The following is an 18,068-nucleotide window of genomic DNA, read 5'->3' on the forward strand; positions in this document are numbered from 1 at the left end:
CGCTCAGGCGGCGCGGATGATGCCGAGCGGCGTGGACTCGTGGCCCTGCCCCAGAGGGTTGTCCTTCAGGATCGTCACCAGCCGCTTCTCCGTTGCACGGTCCACCGTCGACCCCAGGATGTTCCCACCGAGGTCGTTGATGTCGACCACTGCGACCTCCGCGGCGCCGCCCAGCAGCGCCTTGAGGTGCTTCGCGACCTCGTCGGGTCGCTCCGGACCCAGCACGACGGCCTTGTTGTAGGGAGGGATCGTACCGCTGGTCGGGCCGTCGATCGCGCGTGCCTTGTCTCCGGCGATGCGATAGAAGTCGCCCTTGCGACCGAAGGCCTTCGTGACGGCCGACACCGCAGCGGCCAGGAGGATGCGCGGGGTGCCGCATTCGCGCAGCGCCATCTCCATCGTCTCCGGCATGCCCAGACCGATGCCGTACGGCGTGCGCGTGACGTACTTCGACAGGAAGAGCGCCAGCCGGCGCGGCGTGATCTCGTCCACAAGGTACGAACGCCCCTGCGTGATGGCCACGATCTTCTCGGTCACGAACAGCAGATCCCCGGGCCGCAGGCTGTCGCCGACGTACTCGCGGATGAACGCGTCCAGATCGTCCCCCGGCAGCACCACGCGGGTGCGGATCGGGATCCGCGAGTACGAGGTGCCGTCGACCTCGACCGTGAGCGCCTTGCCGGCGTTTGCTTCGCCGCTCACTCGAGGTAGTCCCGCAGCGACTGCGACCGGCTGGGGTGCCGGAGCTTCGCCATGGTCTTCGACTCGATCTGACGGATCCGCTCACGGGTCACGCCGAAGGTGTCGCCGATCTGATCCAGCGTCTTGGGCTGTCCGTCGCCGAGGCCGAATCGCATGCGGATCACGCCCGCCTCGCGCTCAGACAGCGAGTCCAGCAGCGACTCGAGCTGACGCTGCAGCATCGTGAACCCGACCGCGTCGGCGGGGACGACCGCCTCGGTGTCCTCGATGAGGTCACCGAACTCGCTGTCTCCGTCCTCACCGAGCGGCGTGTGCAGGGAGATGGGCTCGCGGCCGTACTTCTGGACCTCGATGACCTTCTCGGGTGTCATGTCGAGCTCACGGCTGAGTTCTTCGGGGGTGGGCTCGCGTCCCAGGTCCTGGAGCATCTGCCGCTGGACGCGGGCGAGCTTGTTGATGACCTCGACCATGTGCACCGGGATGCGGATGGTCCGCGCCTGGTCCGCCATCGCGCGGGTGATGGCCTGCCGAATCCACCACGTGGCATACGTGGAGAACTTGAAGCCCTTGGTGTAGTCGAACTTCTCCACCGCGCGGATGAGACCCAGGTTGCCCTCCTGGATCAGATCCAGGAACTGCATCCCACGCCCGGTGTACCGCTTGGCCAGCGACACCACGAGACGCAGGTTCGCCCCCAGCAGGTGGCTCTTCGCCCGCTGCCCGTCGCGCGCGACCCACTGCAGGTCCAGGCCCAGCTGGCTGGACTTCTCGGCAGCGGACATGTGCGAGAGCTTCTCCTCGGCGAAGAGACCGGCCTCGATGCGCATGGCGAGCTCGACCTCTTCGGCCGCATTCAGCAGGGGAACCTTGCCGATCTGCTTCAGGTAGTCCTTGACGGGGTCGGCCGTCGCCCCGGTGATCTGCGTCGAGTAGACGGGAACGTCGTCCTCGTCGCTCGAGGACAGCACGATGGCGCCCGTCGGAAGCGGCTCGGTGAACACCGGCTTGGTGCTCTCCTCGTCGTCGTCCGAGTCGGCGTCGGCCGTGGACTTGCCGTCTGTCTTGTCGGCGGGCGTCTCATCGGAGGCATCCGCCTCATCGGCGGTGTCCTCAGCGGGGTCGATCTCGACATCGTCGTCGATCTCGTCCGTGTCGTCGTCGGAGGTGCGCTTCTTCGCCGCGGTCTTGGGCGCAGCCTTCGCGCGCGTCGCGGCGGGCTTCTTGGCGGCCGGCTTCTTGGCCGCCGCCTTCTTGGTCGCGGGGGCGGCGGTATCGGTCGGCTCGACCGTCTCCGCGTCGGTGTCCTTCGCCGCCGCGGCCGCACGGGCCTTGGTGTTCGTGCCTGGAGTCACGTTTCGCCTTTCACCGCCGGGTGCCGACAGCACTCCCACCGGTAGATCTCGGACACTAGTAAGACCCTTGTCAAGTCCGGAGGCCGCGCAGAGCACGGCGGAACGGGTTGACAACGGGTCGGAGCGTCTATTGTCTCACACTCACCGCGCGGCACTCCCCCGGCCGGCGCGGCATCTCTGTCGCTGTGTCCCAACGCGTCGAGGACCCGGCACATTCCTCCGATTCAGGATCCGCGCTTGTCCTCGTCCGCTGGACGCGTGGCGAGGAAGCGCTCGAGTTCAGCGGCGAGTTCCTCGGCGCTGGGCAGATCGCCGGTGTGGATCATCGGCGTCGCGTTCGTGGATCCGGCCATGTAGGCGTCGTAACGCTCCTCCAGAGCCTGCACCATCCGCGAGAGCTCTTCACTGCCGGTCACCTGCTCGTCCACCTTCTCGAGGTAGTCCCGGTTCTCGTCGCGCAGCGCGTCACCGGCGAAGACCAGACCCGTCGCCACGGTGAGGCTGTCCAGGGCGGCCAGGGCGGCGGCCGGATACTCCGTGTCGCCGAGGTAGTGGGGAACGAGGATGACGAAGCCCGCCACCGCGACACCCGCCTCGGCGAGCCGGTACTCGAGCAGATGCCCCGCCGTGGCGGGCACCTGGGTCTGCGGCTTCCAGACCGAGTGCGCGGCCGTGAGGTCGGCTCTGGTGCCGCTCACGGTCGTGCCGAGCGGCCGGGTGTGGGGCACGGGCATCGGTATCGCGTGCACCCACGTCACGGTGCTCGCGGCGAGTTCATCGCACAGCTCGGTCACCGCGAGTGCGAAGGCGTCCCACGCGAAGTCGGGCTCGTAACCGGCGAGAAGGAGGAACGGCTGGCCCAGCGTGTCGTGCGCGAGGGAGAGCTCGAGCCGAGCCGGGCGGTAATCGGTGAGGTGGTCCGCGTCGAAGGAGATCACCGGGCGGCGCGCCCGGTAGTCCAGGAGCACGTCGTTCGTGAAGACGACCAGCGGCGTCGGACCGGTCTCGTCGCGAAGGTACTGCACGACGCGGCTCACGGCGCTGCCTGCGTCGGTGAAGCCGGTCAACGCGATCACGAGCGGCAGGCCGCGCGGGACCGGCGGGGCGGACGCCACGCGCTCGAGGATCGATCCGGAAAAGGGCATGTGGCCATGCTACGAGCCGGTTCGACCCGCCGGATGCGGCCGCGTCCCGCTCACAGCGAACAATCCCCTCCCTAGGATGGGAGCCATGTCGTTCCCCGACCTCGAATACCGCACCGACCCCATCCGAGAGTCCGAAGCCGACGCGATCCTCCTCGCCCTCCCCCCGCTCACCGACGCGGACGACGCCGTCCTCGCCGATTGGCCGGGTCTGCGCGAGGCACTCGAAGCCACCGGCTTCGCGGGCGCCCCAGGCTCCTTCCAGCGGACGTTCGCCCCGGCGGCGACGACCCGCCCTCTGGCCGTCGTGGGCACCGGCGGCGCACCGGACGACGCTGCGATCCGGGAAGCCGTCGGAGCCGGCATCCGCTCCCTCACGGGGTACGCCACGGTCGCCGTCGGCGCCCCGTTCGCCGGGCCGCACGCGTGGCGCGCCGCCGCCGAGGGCGCCGCTCTGGGCGGCTACCGGTTCGACGGCTACAAGACCGAGGCGCCGAAGTCCCGTGCCGCCACCGTGATCATCCACGGCGACGCGCCGGCCGACGACGAGGCTCTCGCCGCGGTGCACGCGGAGGCGGAGGCCGTGGCGCTCGTGAAGGATCTCGTGGCGATCCCGGCCGAGTGGCTGGGACCGGCAGACCTCGCAGCGCGTGCCGAGGAAGAGGTCGCGGGCCTCGCGGTCACCGTCGAGATCCTCGATGAGGAGGCGTTGCGCGCGGGCGGCTACGGCGGGATCCTCGGCGTGGGTCAGGGGTCCGACCGTCCGCCCCGCCTGGTGCGACTCGAGTACGCACCTGCGCAGGCGACCCGCCACGTCGCCTTGGTGGGCAAGGGCATCACGTTCGACACCGGCGGCCTGTCGCTCAAGCCCCCGGCTTCGATGGTCGGCATGAAATACGACATGTGCGGCGCGGCCACCGTGCTCGCCGTGCTCCGCGCCGTGGCCAAGGTCGAGGCGGACGTGAAGGTGACCGCGTGGCTGTGCCTGGCCGACAACATGCCGTCCGGGCGCGCGACGCGCCCCGGCGATGTGCTGCGGATGCTCGACGGGACCACGGTCGAGGTGCTCAACACGGATGCCGAGGGCCGGCTCGTCCTCGCCGACGGCCTGGTGGCTGCGAGCCGCGAGAAGCCGGACGTGATCGTCGACGTGGCGACCCTCACGGGCGCCATCACTGTGGCGCTCGGCAATCGCCACACCGGAGTCATGGGAGACGATGGGGCCGTCACGGAGTACCTCGCCGCCTCCGCCGAGGCGGGCGAGCTCGCCTGGCAGCTTCCTCTTCCGGCGCACATGGTCGACGAGCTCGACTCCCCCATCGCAGACCTGCAGAACGCCAAGATCGGCGATCCGGCGGGCGGGTCGCTGTTCGCCGGTCTGTTCCTGCGGCATTTCGTGGGACGGGTGGACGACCAGCCCGACGCCCCGCGCATCCCCTGGGTGCATCTGGACATCGCCGGCAGCGGCATGCACAAGGGATCGCCGTTCGGATTCACCGACAAGGGGCCCACCGCCGCGACGGTGCGCGCCCTCATCAGGTTCGTCGCGGGCGAGGTGACCCGATGACCGACCACACCTTCGATCTCGTCGTCCTCGGCGGTGGGAGCGGCGGCTATGCCGCGGCTCTGCGTGCGGCCGAACTCGGTCGCAGCGTCGCCCTGGTCGAGAAGGACAAGCTCGGCGGAACCTGCCTCCACCGCGGATGCATCCCGACGAAGGCGCTCCTGCACGCTGCAGAAGTGGCGGACGGCGCGCGCGGAGCAGGAGCGGTGGGCATCCGCGCAACGTTCGAGGGCGTCGACCCGGCAGGGCTCCGCGCGTATCGCGAGAACATCGTCGCCAAGAAGCACAAGGGCCTCGAAGGTCTCATCCAGGCGCGCAAGATCACCGTCGTCCGAGGCGAGGGCCGGCTCGAGCCCGGACCGGCGGTGCGCGTCGGCGAGGACCGCTATCTCGGCACGGATGTCGTCCTCGCAACAGGCTCGTACAGCCGCACCCTGCCCGGCCTCGAGATCGGCGGGCGCATCCTCGCCAGTGAGCAGGCCCTCGCCCTCGATGAGGTGCCGGGGTCGGTCGTCATCCTGGGCGGGGGTGTCATCGGCGTCGAGTTCGCCAGTGTCTGGCGATCCTTCGGCGTCGACGTGACCATCGTCGAGGCGCTGCCGCATCTCGTTCCGGCTGAGGACGTCGCCAGCAGCAAGGCCCTGGAGCGGGCCTTCCGCCGTCGCGGGATCTCCTCGTCTCTGGGCGTGCGCTTCGCGTCGGCGTCGCAGTCCGACAGCGGCGTCGTCGTCGAGCTCGAGAACGGCGACCGGCTCGAGGCGGACTATCTCCTCGTCGCGGTCGGGCGCGGTCCCCTGACTGCGGATCTCGGGTTCGAGGGCGCCGGAGTGGAACTCGATCGCGGGTTCGTCCGCGTCGACGAGCGGCTACGCACGACGGCAGAGCACGTCTGGGCGGTGGGCGACATCGTGCCCGGTCTGCAGCTGGCGCACCGCGGATTCCAGCAGGGCATCTTCGTCGCCGAGGAGATCGCGGGACGAGCGCCGGTCGTCGTCGAGGACGCGCTCATTCCGAAAGTCACCTACAGCAGCCCCGAGGTCGCCTCCGTCGGTCTGACCGAGGCCGCCGCGATCGAGCGTCACGGCGCCGACGCAGTGGCGTCCTACGAATACAACCTCGCCGGCAACGGCAAGAGCGAGATCATCGGGACGGGCGGGATCGTGAAGGTCGTCCGCGCCACGGACGGGCCCGTCCTGGGCGTGCACATGGTCGGGGACCGCGTCGGAGAACTCATCTCGGAGGGCCAGCTCGCCGTCGCCTGGGAAGCGCATCCCGAAGACATCGCCCCGTTCATCCACGCGCACCCGACGCAGAGCGAAGCTCTGGGTGAGGCCTTCCTGGCGCTCGCCGGCAAGCCGCTGCACACCCTCTGACGATCCGACCCATCAGCATCACTAAGCTAGACGAACATCAGGCATCCTGAAGGAGACAACCCCATGAGCACTTCCGTGGTCCTCCCCGCGCTCGGAGAGAGCGTCACCGAGGGAACGGTCACCCGCTGGCTCAAGCAGGTCGGTGACACCGTCGAGGCCGACGAAGGACTGCTCGAGATCTCGACCGACAAGGTCGACACCGAGATCCCCTCGCCGGTCAGCGGCGTCATCGAGGAGATCCTCGTCCAGGAGGACGAGACCGTCGAGGTCGGAGCCGTGCTGGCCAAGATCGGCGACGGCTCCGGTGGCGGGCAGTCCGCGCCCGCCCCTGCAGAGGAACAGGCCGTACCCGCGGAAGAGGCCGCACCTGCCGAGGAGGCACCTGCCGAGGAGGCGCCTGCCGAAGAGGCGGCACCTGCCGAGGCAGCAGCTCCGCCCGCCGAAGCCCCGCAGCCCACCGAGCAGCCCGCGCAGAACGATGCGGGTTCGGGCGCCGGCAAGGATGTCGTGCTCCCCGAGCTCGGCGAGTCGGTGACCGAAGGCACCGTAACCCGCTGGCTCAAGCAGGTCGGCGACGAGGTGGCCGAGGACGAGCCGCTGTTGGAGATCTCCACCGACAAGGTCGACACCGAGATCCCGTCGCCCTTCGCGGGAACACTGCAGCAGATCCTGGTGCAGGAGGACGAGACCGTGGCCGTCGGATCGCCGCTCGCCCGCATCGGCGACGGAGCACCCGCACCCGCAGCCCCGGCAGAGGCTCCCGCAGAATCCGCACCCGCCGAGCCTGCTCCCGCTGCTGCGCCCGCGCAGGAGGCCCCCGCCCCCGAGCCGTCCGCGCCGGCACCCGCCAGCGAGAAGCCTGCTGAGGAGCCCGCCCCGGCGCCTGCCGCGCAGAAGCCCGCCGCTCAGCCTGCCGCCGAGAAGCCCGAGACGGCGGCGCCGGCCGGGGCGTCCTCCGACGATGACGCGCCGACCTATGTCACACCGCTGGTGCGCCGCCTCGCCCAGCAGCAGGGAGTCGACCTGGCCTCGGTGACCGGCACCGGTGTCGGGGGTCGTATCCGCAAGGAGGACGTCCTCAAGGCGGCCACCGCTGCCGCGAGCCCCGCCGAGTCCGCACCGAGCGCAGCCGCCGAGGCCGCACCCGAGGTGGAGGTCTCGCCGTTGCGCGGAACGACCCAGCCGATGTCGCGCCTTCGCAAGGTCCTCGCCGAGCGGGCAGTGGCCTCGATGCAGTCGACCGCTCAGCTGACCACCGTCGTCGAGGTCGACGTGACCAAGCTGGCCGCGTACCGCGATCAGGTGAAGGCAGAGTTCCTCGAGAAGACCGGCGATAAGCTGTCGTTCCTGCCGTTCTTCGCCCTCGCCGCCGCGGAAGCGCTGCAGGCCCATCCCGTCATCAACGCCACGGTCGACGGCGAATCGATCGTCTACCCGGCGTCGGAGAACCTGTCGATCGCCGTCGACACGGAGCGCGGCCTGCTCACGCCCGTGGTGCGCGACGCCGGCAGCAAGAACATCGCCGAGATCGCCCATGAGATCGCGGATCTCGCGGCGCGTACCCGGAACAACAAGCTGAAGCCCGACGAGCTCGCGGGCGGCACCTTCACGCTGACCAACACCGGGTCTCGTGGCGCGCTGTTCGACACCCCCGTCGTCTTCCTGCCGCAGTCCGCCATCCTCGGCACCGGCACTGTCGTGAAGCGTCCCGGCGTGGTGAAGGTCGATGGTCAGGAGGCGATCGCGATCCGCTCGTACGTCTATCTCGCGCTGTCGTACGACCACCGCATCGTGGATGGCGCCGACGCGGCCCGGTTCCTCAGCGCGGTCAAGACCCGCTTGGAGCAGGCGGCGTTCGCCGGGCAGCTCGGTATCTGACGACTCCGCTCATGGCTGCTGCAGGACGTCGTGAACGTCCCGCAGCAGCCATGAGCCGTCCTTACGGACGATGACGACCAACTGCGTTGCCAGTGAGGCATCGCGCGGCACCACCTTGAGAACCGCGACGTCGCCGAGGTCGTCCACGAGTTCGATGGTTCGATCGGATTCCGGCAGATCCAGTGTCTGCGACGAGACGGACGCGGCCGCGGCGGTCGTCTCGAGACAGGACTGATCTCCCCCGCATTCCGCACGTCTGGCCAGCAGATCCGCGAGGACGGCCGCCAGGTCCTCGTCCTCGTGTGCGGTGGCGCCCGGGACCCGTGCTTCCTCAGCCGCCGCCGACGACGCGGCGGGTGTCGCCGTGGCGCGTTCGGTCGCGGACGGCGGTGGGGCGGAAGCGGCCGGCCCGGGCTCGGCCGGTGTCGGCCAGAGCAGCCCACCCGCGACGATCAGCCCGGCGACGCCCCCGGCGATCGCCCACGGTCTGCGCCTGCCCGCCGATCCTGGCGCCGCCCGCGCACGCCGCCACAGCGACGTCGTCGCACGGGACACCATGTCCGCGAGGTCGCCGTCGACGTGCCGCAGCGCACGCAGCGGCCAGGGGTCAGCGGGAGGCACCGGTTCGATCTCGGGTGGACCGACCCGACTCACGCTGCGTGCCGTGCGCGGCGCGAGCACCGCGGTGGCGAGCGGTTCCGGCGCCGCCTCGGCGAAGAGCGCAGCCTCGGCGGCATCCATCTCGACGGCGGACAACCGCTCGACCGTCACCGCATCGCGCACCCGGCCCCAGCACGACAGGTCCACGTGGTTGCTCAGGTGCTCGACCAGGGCGACGGTGGCCGCCCTGGCGTCGTCCCGCCCTGCGCCCGACACCACCACCGGTCGACCGTCCCCGGTGATCCACCAGTCCGCGCACGAAGCAGCCGCGTCAGAGGGAAGCTCGCCCATCCCCCTCAGCAGGCTGATGCCGAGTGTCACGGCCTCCCCCGCCGAAAGCGGCGCGCCCGCCCCGGCGCGACGGTCGAGGAGCGCCGTCACGGGCTCGTCGCACACCGGGAGCACGGCGTCGTGGCCCGACGCCCGCCGGACCACGTCCACGGCGGCCAGGACATGGCCGTCGGGCGCGGCCCGCCACCCCGCCCAGTCGTCTCCGAGGACCTCGGCATCGACGACGTGGAACGCGGCCCCCGCTGCGTCCTGGCACAGGGTGCCCGCCCACGGCGCCTCGCGACCCGCGCTGAGGCCGCGGATGGTGCGATACACACCCGGAATCAGCTCGCGTTCGGTCATGGGACGAGTGTCGTCCCGGCACGCCGACCGCCGGAGGCTCCCCCGCCAGGCTGTGGAGGAACCGATCCAGGAGGGGCACTGGGGAGGAGGGGGCGAGGCGGTGGAACGGTAGGATGATGCGCATGGCAGCCCGCACCACGACGCCCGAGAAGCGCCCCGGCTTCTTCTCGCAGATCCGCACTCTCTACACGTTCACGCAGAAGGAATACCGCTGGTTGCCGTTCCTGCTGGTGGGCGTGCTGCTGCTCGGTGTCGCGCTCGGCGTGGGGCTCGGATTCCTGCTGCCGCCCGTCGCCATCTGGAGTGTCATCCTCTGGGGCGTCACCGGGCTGATGCTCGGCGTGCTGGCCTCGCTCATGACGATGACCCGCATGTCGACGCTGGCGATGTACAAGAAGATCGACGGGATGCCGGGGGCGGCCGGTCATGTGCTGTCGACCTCACTCGGGCGGCGCTGGCAGGCCAGCGAGATGCCGGTGGGGATCAACCCGAAGACCCAGGAGGCGGTGTATCGCGCGATCGGCCGAGGCGGGATCGTCATCGTGGGCGAGGGTGCTCGCGGTCGCCTCACTCGCCTGGTGAACGACGAGCGGGCGAAAGTGCAGCGCGTGGCGTCGGGCGTTCCGGTCACCGTCCTCTACCTCGGCCACGGTTCCGACGAGGTTCCGGTCGGCAAGCTGGCCTCGACGATCAAGTCGCTGCCGAAGGCCATCGACCGCGCGACGATGGCGGCGGTCATCAAGCGGGTCGAGTCGGTCTCGCAGTCCCTCTCGTCCCTTCCCATCCCGAAGGGGATCGACCCCACCAAGGTGCGCGCCCCGCGCCCGCGCTGACGCGCGCGCGGCGGGGGTCAGGTCCGGACGAGCACCGTTCCGGCGGCCTTGTCGTGCAGACCGCGCTGATCGGCATCCCAGATCACCGCCGGAATGACGACGACCAGCAGGAGGGTGCGCAGCAGTGGCCTGGCCAGGCCGACCCAGCCGCCACCGACGCGCTGAAGACGCATACCGAAGAGGCGGTGCCCCGGGCTCCCCTGGAGCGTGGGGATGAAGACGATCTGGATGATCGCGAAGATCGTGAGGATGGCGAGCGGGTCCCATCCGAAGAAGCCCGAGATGAGGTAGGCGGCGCCGTAATCGAGGAACAGCGCCGCCACGCGCCGCCCAGGGCGGGCGATTGAACCGTCTCCGTCGCGGGGAAGGCCGAGCCGTTCACCCGGATACTCCTGCGCACTCTGCGTCACCGGATCAGCCTAACCAGGCCCGTGTAACATGCCGGAAACAATCATGTCACTGCCGGGCAATGCCCCACCGGTACGTTGCCAGGCAAGCTCGCTTTGCGAGCGGCAGTTCCCGATGCCCTACCCCTGGAGACTTCATGTTCAGTGATTCATCCGAGGTGCTCAAGTTCATCAAGGACGAGGACGTCAAATTCCTCGACATCCGGTTCACGGATCTTCCTGGTGTGCAGCAGCACTTCAACATCCCGGCAGCCACCGTCGACGAGGAGTTCTTCACCGTCGGCCAGCTGTTCGACGGCTCCTCCATCCGGGGCTTCGCGAACATCCACGAGTCCGACATGCAGCTAATCCCCGATGTGTCGACCGCATACCTCGACCCGTTCCGCGAAGCGAAGACGCTCATCATGGTCTTCGACATCTACAACCCGCGCAACGGCGAGATCTACTCCAAGGACCCGCGTCAGGTGGCCAAGAAGGCCGAGAAGTACCTGGCGTCGACCGGCATCGCCGACACCGCGTTCTTCGCTCCCGAGGCGGAGTTCTACATCTTCGACGACGTCCGCTACGAGGTGAAGCAGAACTCGTCGTTCTACTCGGTCGACTCCGAAGAGGGCGCCTGGAACACCGGCCGTGTGGAAGAGGGCGGCAACCTCGCGAACAAGACCCCCTACAAGGGCGGATACTTCCCGGTCTCACCCGTGGACAAGCAGGCCGACCTCCGCGATGACATCAGCCTCAAGCTCATCGAGGCCGGACTCCTCCTCGAGCGCGCGCACCACGAGGTCGGCACGGGCGGCCAGGCCGAGATCAACTACCGCTTCGACACCATGGTGCACGCCGCGGACGACATCCTGAAGTTCAAGTACATCGTGAAGAACACCGCCGAGCAGTGGGGCAAGGTCGCGACCTTCATGCCCAAGCCGCTCTTCGGCGACAACGGCTCGGGAATGCACACCCACCAGTCGCTGTGGAACAACGGCGAGCCGCTCTTCTACGACGAGAAGGGCTATGGCGGTCTGTCCGACGTGGCGCGCTGGTACATCGGCGGCATCCTGGCCCACGCGCCCGCCGTCCTGGCATTCACCAACCCGACCCTCAACAGCTACCACCGCCTGGTGAAGGGCTTCGAGGCACCCGTGAACCTGGTCTACTCGGCCGGTAACCGCTCGGCGGCGATCCGCATCCCGATCACGGGCACCAACCCGAAGGCCAAGCGCATCGAGTTCCGCGCCCCGGACGCCTCGGGCAACCCCTACCTGGCGTTCGCCGCTCAGCTGATGGCGGGCATCGACGGCATCATCAACCGCATCGAGCCGCACGAGCCGGTCGACAAGGACCTGTACGAGCTTCCGCCCGAGGAGGCCAAGAACATTCCGCAGGTGCCGAACTCGCTCCTGGACTCGCTCGAGGCGTTGCGCGCCGACAACGAGTTCCTGACGCGGGGCAACGTGTTCACGCCCGAGCTCATCGAGACCTGGATCGAGTACAAGATCGAGAACGAGATCCAGCCGATCGCTCAGCGTCCGCACCCCTTCGAGTACGAGCTGTACTTCGGGGTCTGACCCACGCACCGCAGGAAGCCCCCCGGATCTCGATCCGGGGGGCTTCTCCCGTCGAAGCGATCAGCCGTAGAAGAGCTTCTCGAAGACGCGCCGCGCACGTCGGGTGGCGCCGAAGTAGTCCTCTTCGACCTGGGTCGCCGACCTCGGCGGGTAGCCGAGCAGGCGCCCGATGCCGTCGAGGCGGCCACGATCGGCGGGAAGCACGTCGCTGGTCTGACCCGACAGCAGCGTGTTCGCCGATCGGAGTCTGCTCGACAGGCGCCACGCCTCGGCGAGCAGGTCCGCGCTCTGCGCCGGCACGAGTCCCTCGTCCTCGGCCGCTCGCAGCGCGGCGATCGTGGAGGTGGTGCGGAGCCCGGATACCCGATGCGCGTGCTGCAGCTGCACCAGCTGGACGAGCCACTCGACATCCGAGAGCGAACCGGGACCCAGCTTGAGATGTCTCGCCGGATCCGTTCCCTGCGGCAGCCGCTCGTTCTCGACACGCGCCTTGATGCGCTTGATCTCGCGAAGGCCCTGCGCGTCGGCCTCCGCCGGGTAGCGGATCTCATCGGCGAGGGCGGTGAACGCCGCGATGAGTTTCACGCTGCCCGCGACGCCTCGCGCCCGCAGCAGCGCCTGGGCCTCCCAGGACAGCGACCAGCGCTGGTAGTACGCGGCGTAGCTGTCCAATGAGCGCACGAGCGGTCCGCTCCGCCCCTCCGGCCGCAGATCGGCGTCGAGGTCGAGCGGCACGCGGTGGTCCTCCGACTGACGGCGGAGTTCCGCGACGATCTGGAGGGCGAGCTGGTTCGCGCGCTGCGGAGCCACGCTGTTCGCCCGGTAGACGTACATGACGTCGGCGTCCGAGCCGAACCCGAGCTCCCGCCCGCCGAAGCGTCCCATCGCGATCACCGAGAAGTCGAGATCGTCGTCCTCGGGGGGGACCACTTCGCGTCGGACGGCCCGCAGTGCCGCTTGGATGGTGACTTCGGTGATCGTCGTGAGCGCGTCGGCGATCTCTTCGATCGTCGTCGTGCCGAGGATGCCCGCCATGGCGACCCGCAGGAGTTCGCGACGTCGCAGCGCGCGCACGGCCCGCATCGCGCCGGTGATGTCGGTGTGGCGCGTCTGGATGGCCCGCGCCTCCTGCTGCAGGGAGGAGCCCGACCGCGGCCGCAGCAGCTCGTCGTCATCCAGCCATGCGGCGGCTTCGGGGATCCACTCCATCAGTTCACCGACGTACCTCGATCCGGAGAGGACACGGGTGAGGCTCTCGGCGGCGCCCGAGGAGTCTCGGAGCATCCGCAGGAACCACGGCGTGTTGCCGAGCCGCTCGCTGAGGCGGCGGAACGCGATCAGACCGTAGTCGGGATCGACGCCGTCGGCGAACCAGCGGATCATCACCGGCATGAGGTGGCGCTGGATCGTCGCCTTCCGGCTGATCCCGCTGGTGAGGGCGCCGATGTGGCGCAGTGCCCCGGTGGGATCCGTGAAGCCGATCGCGGCCAGGCGGTCGTGCGCCTGCGCGGGCGAGATGACACGTTCTTCGGCAGGCAGCGCGGCCACAGCCGAAAGCAGGGGGCGGTAGAACAGGCGGACGTGGATGTCCCGGACTTCCCGCTTCGTGGCCTCCCACAGCGCCCAGACGTCCTCGGCGGAGGCCGCCAGGCCGGATGCGCGCGCGAGGACGCGTCGCTCCTCCTCGCGAGCCGGCATGAGATGCGTGCGCCTCAGCGCCCGAAGCTGCACGCGATGTTCGAGCAGGCGCAGCACGCGGTAGTCACGGGCGAAGGCGGCGGCATCCGCTCTCCCGATGTATCCCTCGGCCACCAGCGCGTCCAGTGCGTCGAGGGTGCCGCGCTGGCGGATGTTGTCATCGCTGAGACCGTGCACGAGCTGGAGCAGCTGGACGGTGAACTCCACATCGCGGATGCCGCCTGGCCCGAGCTTCAGCTGGAAGGCGACGTCCTCCGCGGGGATGTGCTCGGTCACCCGTTCGCGCATCCGCTGCACCGAGTCGACGAAGTTCTCGCGCGCCGCGCTGGTCCACACCTTCGGCTGCACCGCGGCGACGTACGCGTCGCCGAGCACAGGATCTCCCGCGATGGGCCGCGCCTTCAGGAGCGCCTGGAACTCCCAGCTCTTGGCCCACCGGTCGTAATACGACAGGTGCGAGTCGAGGGTGCGCACCAGCGCGCCCTGCTTGCCCTCGGGGCGGAGGTTGGCATCGACCTCCCACAGCGGTGGCTCGATCTCGACGCCTGAGATGCCCCGCATGGTCTGCACGGCCAGCCGGGTGGCGATGTCGAGCATCCGGCCTTCGGCGAACCCGTCCGGGGCGTCGGGGGCCAGGCCGGCGACGAAGATCACATCGACGTCGCTGACGTAGTTCAGCTCGCGCGCGCCGGTCTTGCCCATGCCGATGATCGCCAGCAGCGTGCCCGCGACCTCGTCGCGGGTGAACGAGCCTCCGCCCGGTCCGCCGCCGCACATGCGGGTGCGTGCCACGCACAGCGAGGCCTCCAGTGCGGCTCCGGCGGCGTCCGCCAGAGCCGCCGCGACCGCGGGCATCTCGTCGACCGCGGAGTCACTCGTCAGGTCGTACGCGGCGATGCACGCGAGGATCCGGCGGTAGCGCACGCGCAGCGCGACCCAGCATGCCTCTCCCCCGCCCGCCGCGAACCCGTCCTCGGCGCCGACCGCCTGCAGCATGGTCTCGCGCATCGCTTCGATGCCGGGGAGCGCCGCGCCCGCTCCCCGCAGCGAGGCGAGTTCCTCGGGATGCCGCAGGTAGAAGTCCGCGAAGCCGGAAGATGCTCCGGTCAGAGCCCACAGCGCGCGCCATCCCACGGGGTCGCCGCGAAGGTCGATGACGGCCTGTGGGGCACGTCGGACGATCTTCGCGACCGCCGCGACGGCGGCGTCGGGATCAGCCGCCGCCGTGGCCCGCTCGGTGAGGGTTCCGCGTTCGAACCCCGTCGCGTCGGAGATCTCGGCCAGGAGCGCGTCGGCCTCGGACAGACTGCTGAATCCGAGGCGGGCGAGCTCCGTGAGGGAGGTGGAGCGATCCGTCGCCGACATGAGCCCGGCTCAGAGCATCTCGAGGTTGCTCTTCAGCTCGAAGGGGGTGACCTGCGCGCGGTACTGCTCCCACTCGCGACGCTTGTTCAGAAGGACGTAGTTGAAGACCTGCTCGCCGAGCGTCTCGGCGACCAGCTCGGACTCCTCCATGTACTCCAGAGCATGGTCCAGGCTCGCCGGAAGCGGCGCGTAGCCGAGTGCACGCCGCTCGGCATCCGTGAGCGACCAGACGTTGTCTTCGGCCTCGAGCGGGAGCTCGTACTCCTCCTCGATGCCCTTGAGACCGGCCGACAGCAGGAGCGCGTACGACAGGTAGGGATTCGCCGCGGAGTCGAGGCCGCGGTACTCGACCCGTGAGGACTGGCCCTTGTTCGGCTTGTACATCGGAACGCGCACGAGCGCGGAGCGGTTGTTGTGCCCCCAGCAGATGAAGCTCGGGGCCTCGTCGCCACCCCAGATCCGCTTGTAGGAGTTCACGAACTGGTTGGTCACCGCCGCCATCTCGTTCGCGTGGCGCAGGAGGCCGGCGATGAAGTGGCGACCGACCTTCGACAGCTGATATTGCGCGCCCTCCTCGTAGAAGGCGTTGACGTCTCCCTCGAAGAGCGACATGTGGGTGTGCATGCCGCTGCCGGGCTGCCCGCCGAGCGGTTTGGGCATGAAGGTGGCGTAGACGCCCTGCTCGATCGCCACCTCTTTGATGACGGTGCGGAAGGTCATGATGTTGTCGGCCGTCGCGAGCGCGTCCGCGTAGCGCAGATCGATCTCGTTCTGGCCCGGTCCGCCCTCGTGGTGGCTGAACTCGACCGAGATCCCGAGATCCTCCAGCATCCGCACCGAACGGCGACGGAAGTCGTGCGCGGTGCCCCCGGGGACGTTGTCGAAGTATCCCGCCGAGTCCACGGGAACGGGGCCCTCGGGTCCGTAGGTCGAGGACTTCAGAAGATAGAACTCGATCTCGGGGTGGGTGTAGAAGGTGAAGCCCGCGTCGGCTGCTCGCGCGAGCGCACGCTTGAGGACGTTGCGGGGATCGGCCACCGCGGGCTGACCGTCGGGGGTGGTGATGTCGCAGAACATCCGCGCCGTCGGGTCGATCTCACCGCGCCACGGCAGCGTCTGGAACGTCGTCGGGTCGGGGTGGGCGAGGAGGTCGGACTCATAGGAGCGGGTGAGGCCCTCGATGGCCGACCCGTCGAAGCCGAGGCCTTCGGCGAAGGCGCCCTCCACCTCGGCCGGGGCGATCGCCACCGACTTCAGCGTCCCGATGACGTCCGTGAACCACAGACGGACGAACTTGACTCCTCGTTCCTCGATGGTCCGAAGAACGAAGTCGCGCTGCTTGTCCATTGCATCCTCTCCCGTGCCGGACCGGCTTCAGCCAGACTACTGGTCGCCGTCGGCATCCCCCGACGCGCCGCCGCGCCCGGCAGGACCCCAGGAGTCGTCCCGCGCCTCTTCCTCGGCCCACGCGCGCGAGCGCTCTCGCAGGATGTCCGGAGCCCGCCGGGCCTCGTCTTCGGTGTCGAAGGGGCCGGCGCGATCCACCGCAGGCGACTCGAACCCCCGCTCGACCTGTCCGGTGGTCAGGTTGTACCAGTACTTCTCGCTGTCGCCGCTCATGGCTCCCCCTCCCGGCGCCGCCTTCGGGCCGATGCATCGATCCTACTGATGGGCACCACCGCGCTGGATAGGCTGGACGACATGGCATCTCATGCGACGCACGCGGTCGGCGTGGACATCGGCGGCACCGGCATCAAAGCGGGTCTGGTGGACCTCGCCGGAGGCCGGCTGATCTCGGACCGCGTGAAGGTCGCGACTCCGGCGGGCGCGGAGCCCGCCGACGTGCTCCAGGCGGTACGAGGCGTCCTCGATCGGCTCGGCGTCACGGATGCCTCCATCGCGCTCGGCGTCGCCTTCCCGGCCATCGTGAAGCGCGGTCGCACCCTGTCCGCCGCCAACGTCTCCGACGCATGGATCGGCTTCGAAGCCGAGAAGTTCTTCGAAGACGGGCTGGGCCGCGACATCCATTTCGCTAACGACGCCGACGTGGCGGGGATAGCCGAGTTGAGGTACGGCGCCGCGAAGGACCAGGACGGGCTCACGATCCTGACCACCCTCGGTACCGGCATCGGGTCGGCGCTGCTGTACGACGGGGTTCTCATCCCGAACTCCGAGCTCGGCCACGTTCAGCGCGCGGAGCACGGGAGGGACGCCGAGGCGTACGCCGCCTACTCCGCGATGGAGCGTGACGAGCTGTCCTGGGAGGCGTGGGCCGAGCGGCTGCAGTGGTACTACAGCCACATCGAGTTCCTCTTCAGTCCCGATCTGTTCATCGTCGGCGGCGGCGTGTCCAAGCACGCTGGCAAGTTCCTCCCGCTGCTGAAGCTGGCCACGCCCATTGTTCCCGCGGTCCACCGCAACAACGCCGGGATCATCGGCGCCGCTGCGCTGTCGCTGCTGGGGGCGCGGGCACTGCGGGACGACACCGCCGGCTGAGAAGCGAATGGGCCGGCCTGTACGCCGGGTTCTGTCCGGAGGCTTGCGCCCCGTGGACGGTCATCTCTCTCGGCGACACGTTGCCGTGCCGCTCCAGCGGCCTACCCGGGGACTCGGCGGGCCGCGTCATCATCCCCTGTCTGGCCTTGCTCCGGGCGAGGTTTGCCGTGCGGGTCGCGTCACCGCGACCCCGGTGGTCTCTTACACCACCCTTTCACCCTTACCCGGCCGAAGCCGGGCGGTCTGCTCTCTGTGGCACTGTCTCGCGGATCGCTCCGGGTGGGTGTTACCCACCGCCCTGCCCTGCGGAGCCCGGACGTTCCTCGGCACCCGCGGCGAACCGCGGGTGACGCGACCGTCCAGCCGACCCATTCGCGAGGCCGAGTCTAGTCGCCCGCGTGGG

14 protein-coding genes and 1 other RNA gene are annotated in these 18,068 nt (G+C 69.4%); 6 read left to right on the forward strand and 9 right to left on the reverse strand.

Translation table 11 applies throughout. The features are described from left to right. Positions 1-3 precede the first annotated feature (3 nt). The 3 genes from Q9S36_RS14420 to Q9S36_RS14430 form a co-directional block, all read right to left on the reverse strand. Complete coding sequence (locus tag Q9S36_RS14420; protein WP_311285705.1) at positions 4-702, reverse strand: coenzyme F420-0:L-glutamate ligase; 699 nt, start codon at positions 700-702, stop codon at positions 4-6. Further along, positions 699-2,054, reverse strand: coding sequence for an RNA polymerase sigma factor (locus Q9S36_RS14425; protein ID WP_311285706.1), 1,356 nt, complete (start codon positions 2,052-2,054; stop codon positions 699-701). The genes Q9S36_RS14420 and Q9S36_RS14425 overlap by 4 nt, the downstream gene beginning before the upstream one ends. A 224-nt stretch (positions 2,055-2,278) precedes the next feature. Next, on the reverse strand, positions 2,279-3,199 hold the full coding sequence (locus Q9S36_RS14430; RefSeq protein WP_311285707.1) for a PAC2 family protein: 921 nt from the start codon (positions 3,197-3,199) through the stop codon (positions 2,279-2,281). Between the two features lie 85 nt (positions 3,200-3,284). Between Q9S36_RS14430 and Q9S36_RS14435 the strand changes: the two genes are divergently transcribed. The 3 genes from Q9S36_RS14435 to sucB all read left to right on the forward strand — a co-directional run bounded on the left by Q9S36_RS14435 (position 3,285) and on the right by sucB (position 8,011). Further along, entirely contained in the window at positions 3,285-4,763 is a 1,479-nt protein-coding gene (locus Q9S36_RS14435) for a leucyl aminopeptidase (RefSeq protein WP_311285708.1), read from the forward strand. Further along, complete coding sequence (gene lpdA / locus Q9S36_RS14440) at positions 4,760-6,133, forward strand: dihydrolipoyl dehydrogenase (protein WP_311285709.1); 1,374 nt, start codon at positions 4,760-4,762, stop codon at positions 6,131-6,133. Before Q9S36_RS14435 ends, lpdA begins: the two co-directional genes overlap by 4 nt. Before the next feature lie 63 nt (positions 6,134-6,196). After that, positions 6,197-8,011: a 2-oxoglutarate dehydrogenase, E2 component, dihydrolipoamide succinyltransferase gene (sucB, locus tag Q9S36_RS14445; protein WP_311285710.1), complete on the forward strand. Its 1,815-nt coding sequence runs from the start codon at positions 6,197-6,199 to the stop codon at positions 8,009-8,011. Between the two features lie 9 nt (positions 8,012-8,020). Here sucB and Q9S36_RS14450 read toward each other — a convergent pair whose 3' ends face one another. Next, positions 8,021-9,304 carry a hypothetical protein gene (locus tag Q9S36_RS14450; RefSeq protein ID WP_311285711.1) on the reverse strand — a complete coding sequence of 428 codons (1,284 nt, stop codon included), beginning with the start codon at positions 9,302-9,304 and terminating at the stop codon, positions 8,021-8,023. A gap of 122 nt (positions 9,305-9,426) precedes the next feature. Here Q9S36_RS14450 and Q9S36_RS14455 point away from each other — a divergent pair, with 122 nt between their 5' ends. After that, positions 9,427-10,137 carry a DUF4191 family protein gene (locus Q9S36_RS14455; RefSeq protein ID WP_311285712.1) on the forward strand — a complete coding sequence of 237 codons (711 nt, stop codon included), beginning with the start codon at positions 9,427-9,429 and terminating at the stop codon, positions 10,135-10,137. A gap of 17 nt (positions 10,138-10,154) precedes the next feature. On the opposite strand, the gene Q9S36_RS14460 is transcribed toward Q9S36_RS14455, so the two are convergent. Further along, positions 10,155-10,547, reverse strand: a complete 393-nt coding sequence (locus Q9S36_RS14460; RefSeq protein WP_311285713.1) for an RDD family protein — start codon at positions 10,545-10,547, stop codon at positions 10,155-10,157. 134 nt (positions 10,548-10,681) lie between these two features. Between Q9S36_RS14460 and glnA the strand changes: the two genes are divergently transcribed. After that, positions 10,682-12,106, forward strand: coding sequence for a type I glutamate--ammonia ligase (gene glnA / locus Q9S36_RS14465; protein WP_251449712.1), 1,425 nt, complete (start codon positions 10,682-10,684; stop codon positions 12,104-12,106). 60 nt (positions 12,107-12,166) lie between these two features. On the opposite strand, the gene Q9S36_RS14470 is transcribed toward glnA, so the two are convergent. From Q9S36_RS14470 to Q9S36_RS14480, 3 genes are read right to left on the reverse strand one after another with little or no spacing between them, the layout of a single operon-like run. Beyond that, positions 12,167-15,169 carry a bifunctional [glutamine synthetase] adenylyltransferase/[glutamine synthetase]-adenylyl-L-tyrosine phosphorylase gene (locus Q9S36_RS14470; protein ID WP_311285714.1) on the reverse strand — a complete coding sequence of 1,001 codons (3,003 nt, stop codon included), beginning with the start codon at positions 15,167-15,169 and terminating at the stop codon, positions 12,167-12,169. 9 nt (positions 15,170-15,178) lie between these two features. Continuing rightward, positions 15,179-16,516: a glutamine synthetase family protein gene (locus Q9S36_RS14475; protein ID WP_251449714.1), complete on the reverse strand. Its 1,338-nt coding sequence runs from the start codon at positions 16,514-16,516 to the stop codon at positions 15,179-15,181. A gap of 36 nt (positions 16,517-16,552) precedes the next feature. Then, positions 16,553-16,789, reverse strand: a complete 237-nt coding sequence (locus tag Q9S36_RS14480) for an SPOR domain-containing protein (protein WP_311285715.1) — start codon at positions 16,787-16,789, stop codon at positions 16,553-16,555. Between the two features lie 81 nt (positions 16,790-16,870). Between Q9S36_RS14480 and ppgK the strand changes: the two genes are divergently transcribed. Beyond that, positions 16,871-17,665: a polyphosphate--glucose phosphotransferase gene (gene ppgK, locus Q9S36_RS14485; RefSeq protein WP_311285716.1), complete on the forward strand. Its 795-nt coding sequence runs from the start codon at positions 16,871-16,873 to the stop codon at positions 17,663-17,665. Positions 17,666-17,669: 4 nt separating this feature from the next. Here the strand turns inward: ppgK and rnpB are convergent. After that, positions 17,670-18,036, reverse strand: an RNA gene (gene rnpB / locus Q9S36_RS14490) — RNase P RNA component class A. Positions 18,037-18,068 lie beyond the last annotated feature (32 nt).

This window comes from Microbacterium sp. ARD31, assembly GCF_031844425.1.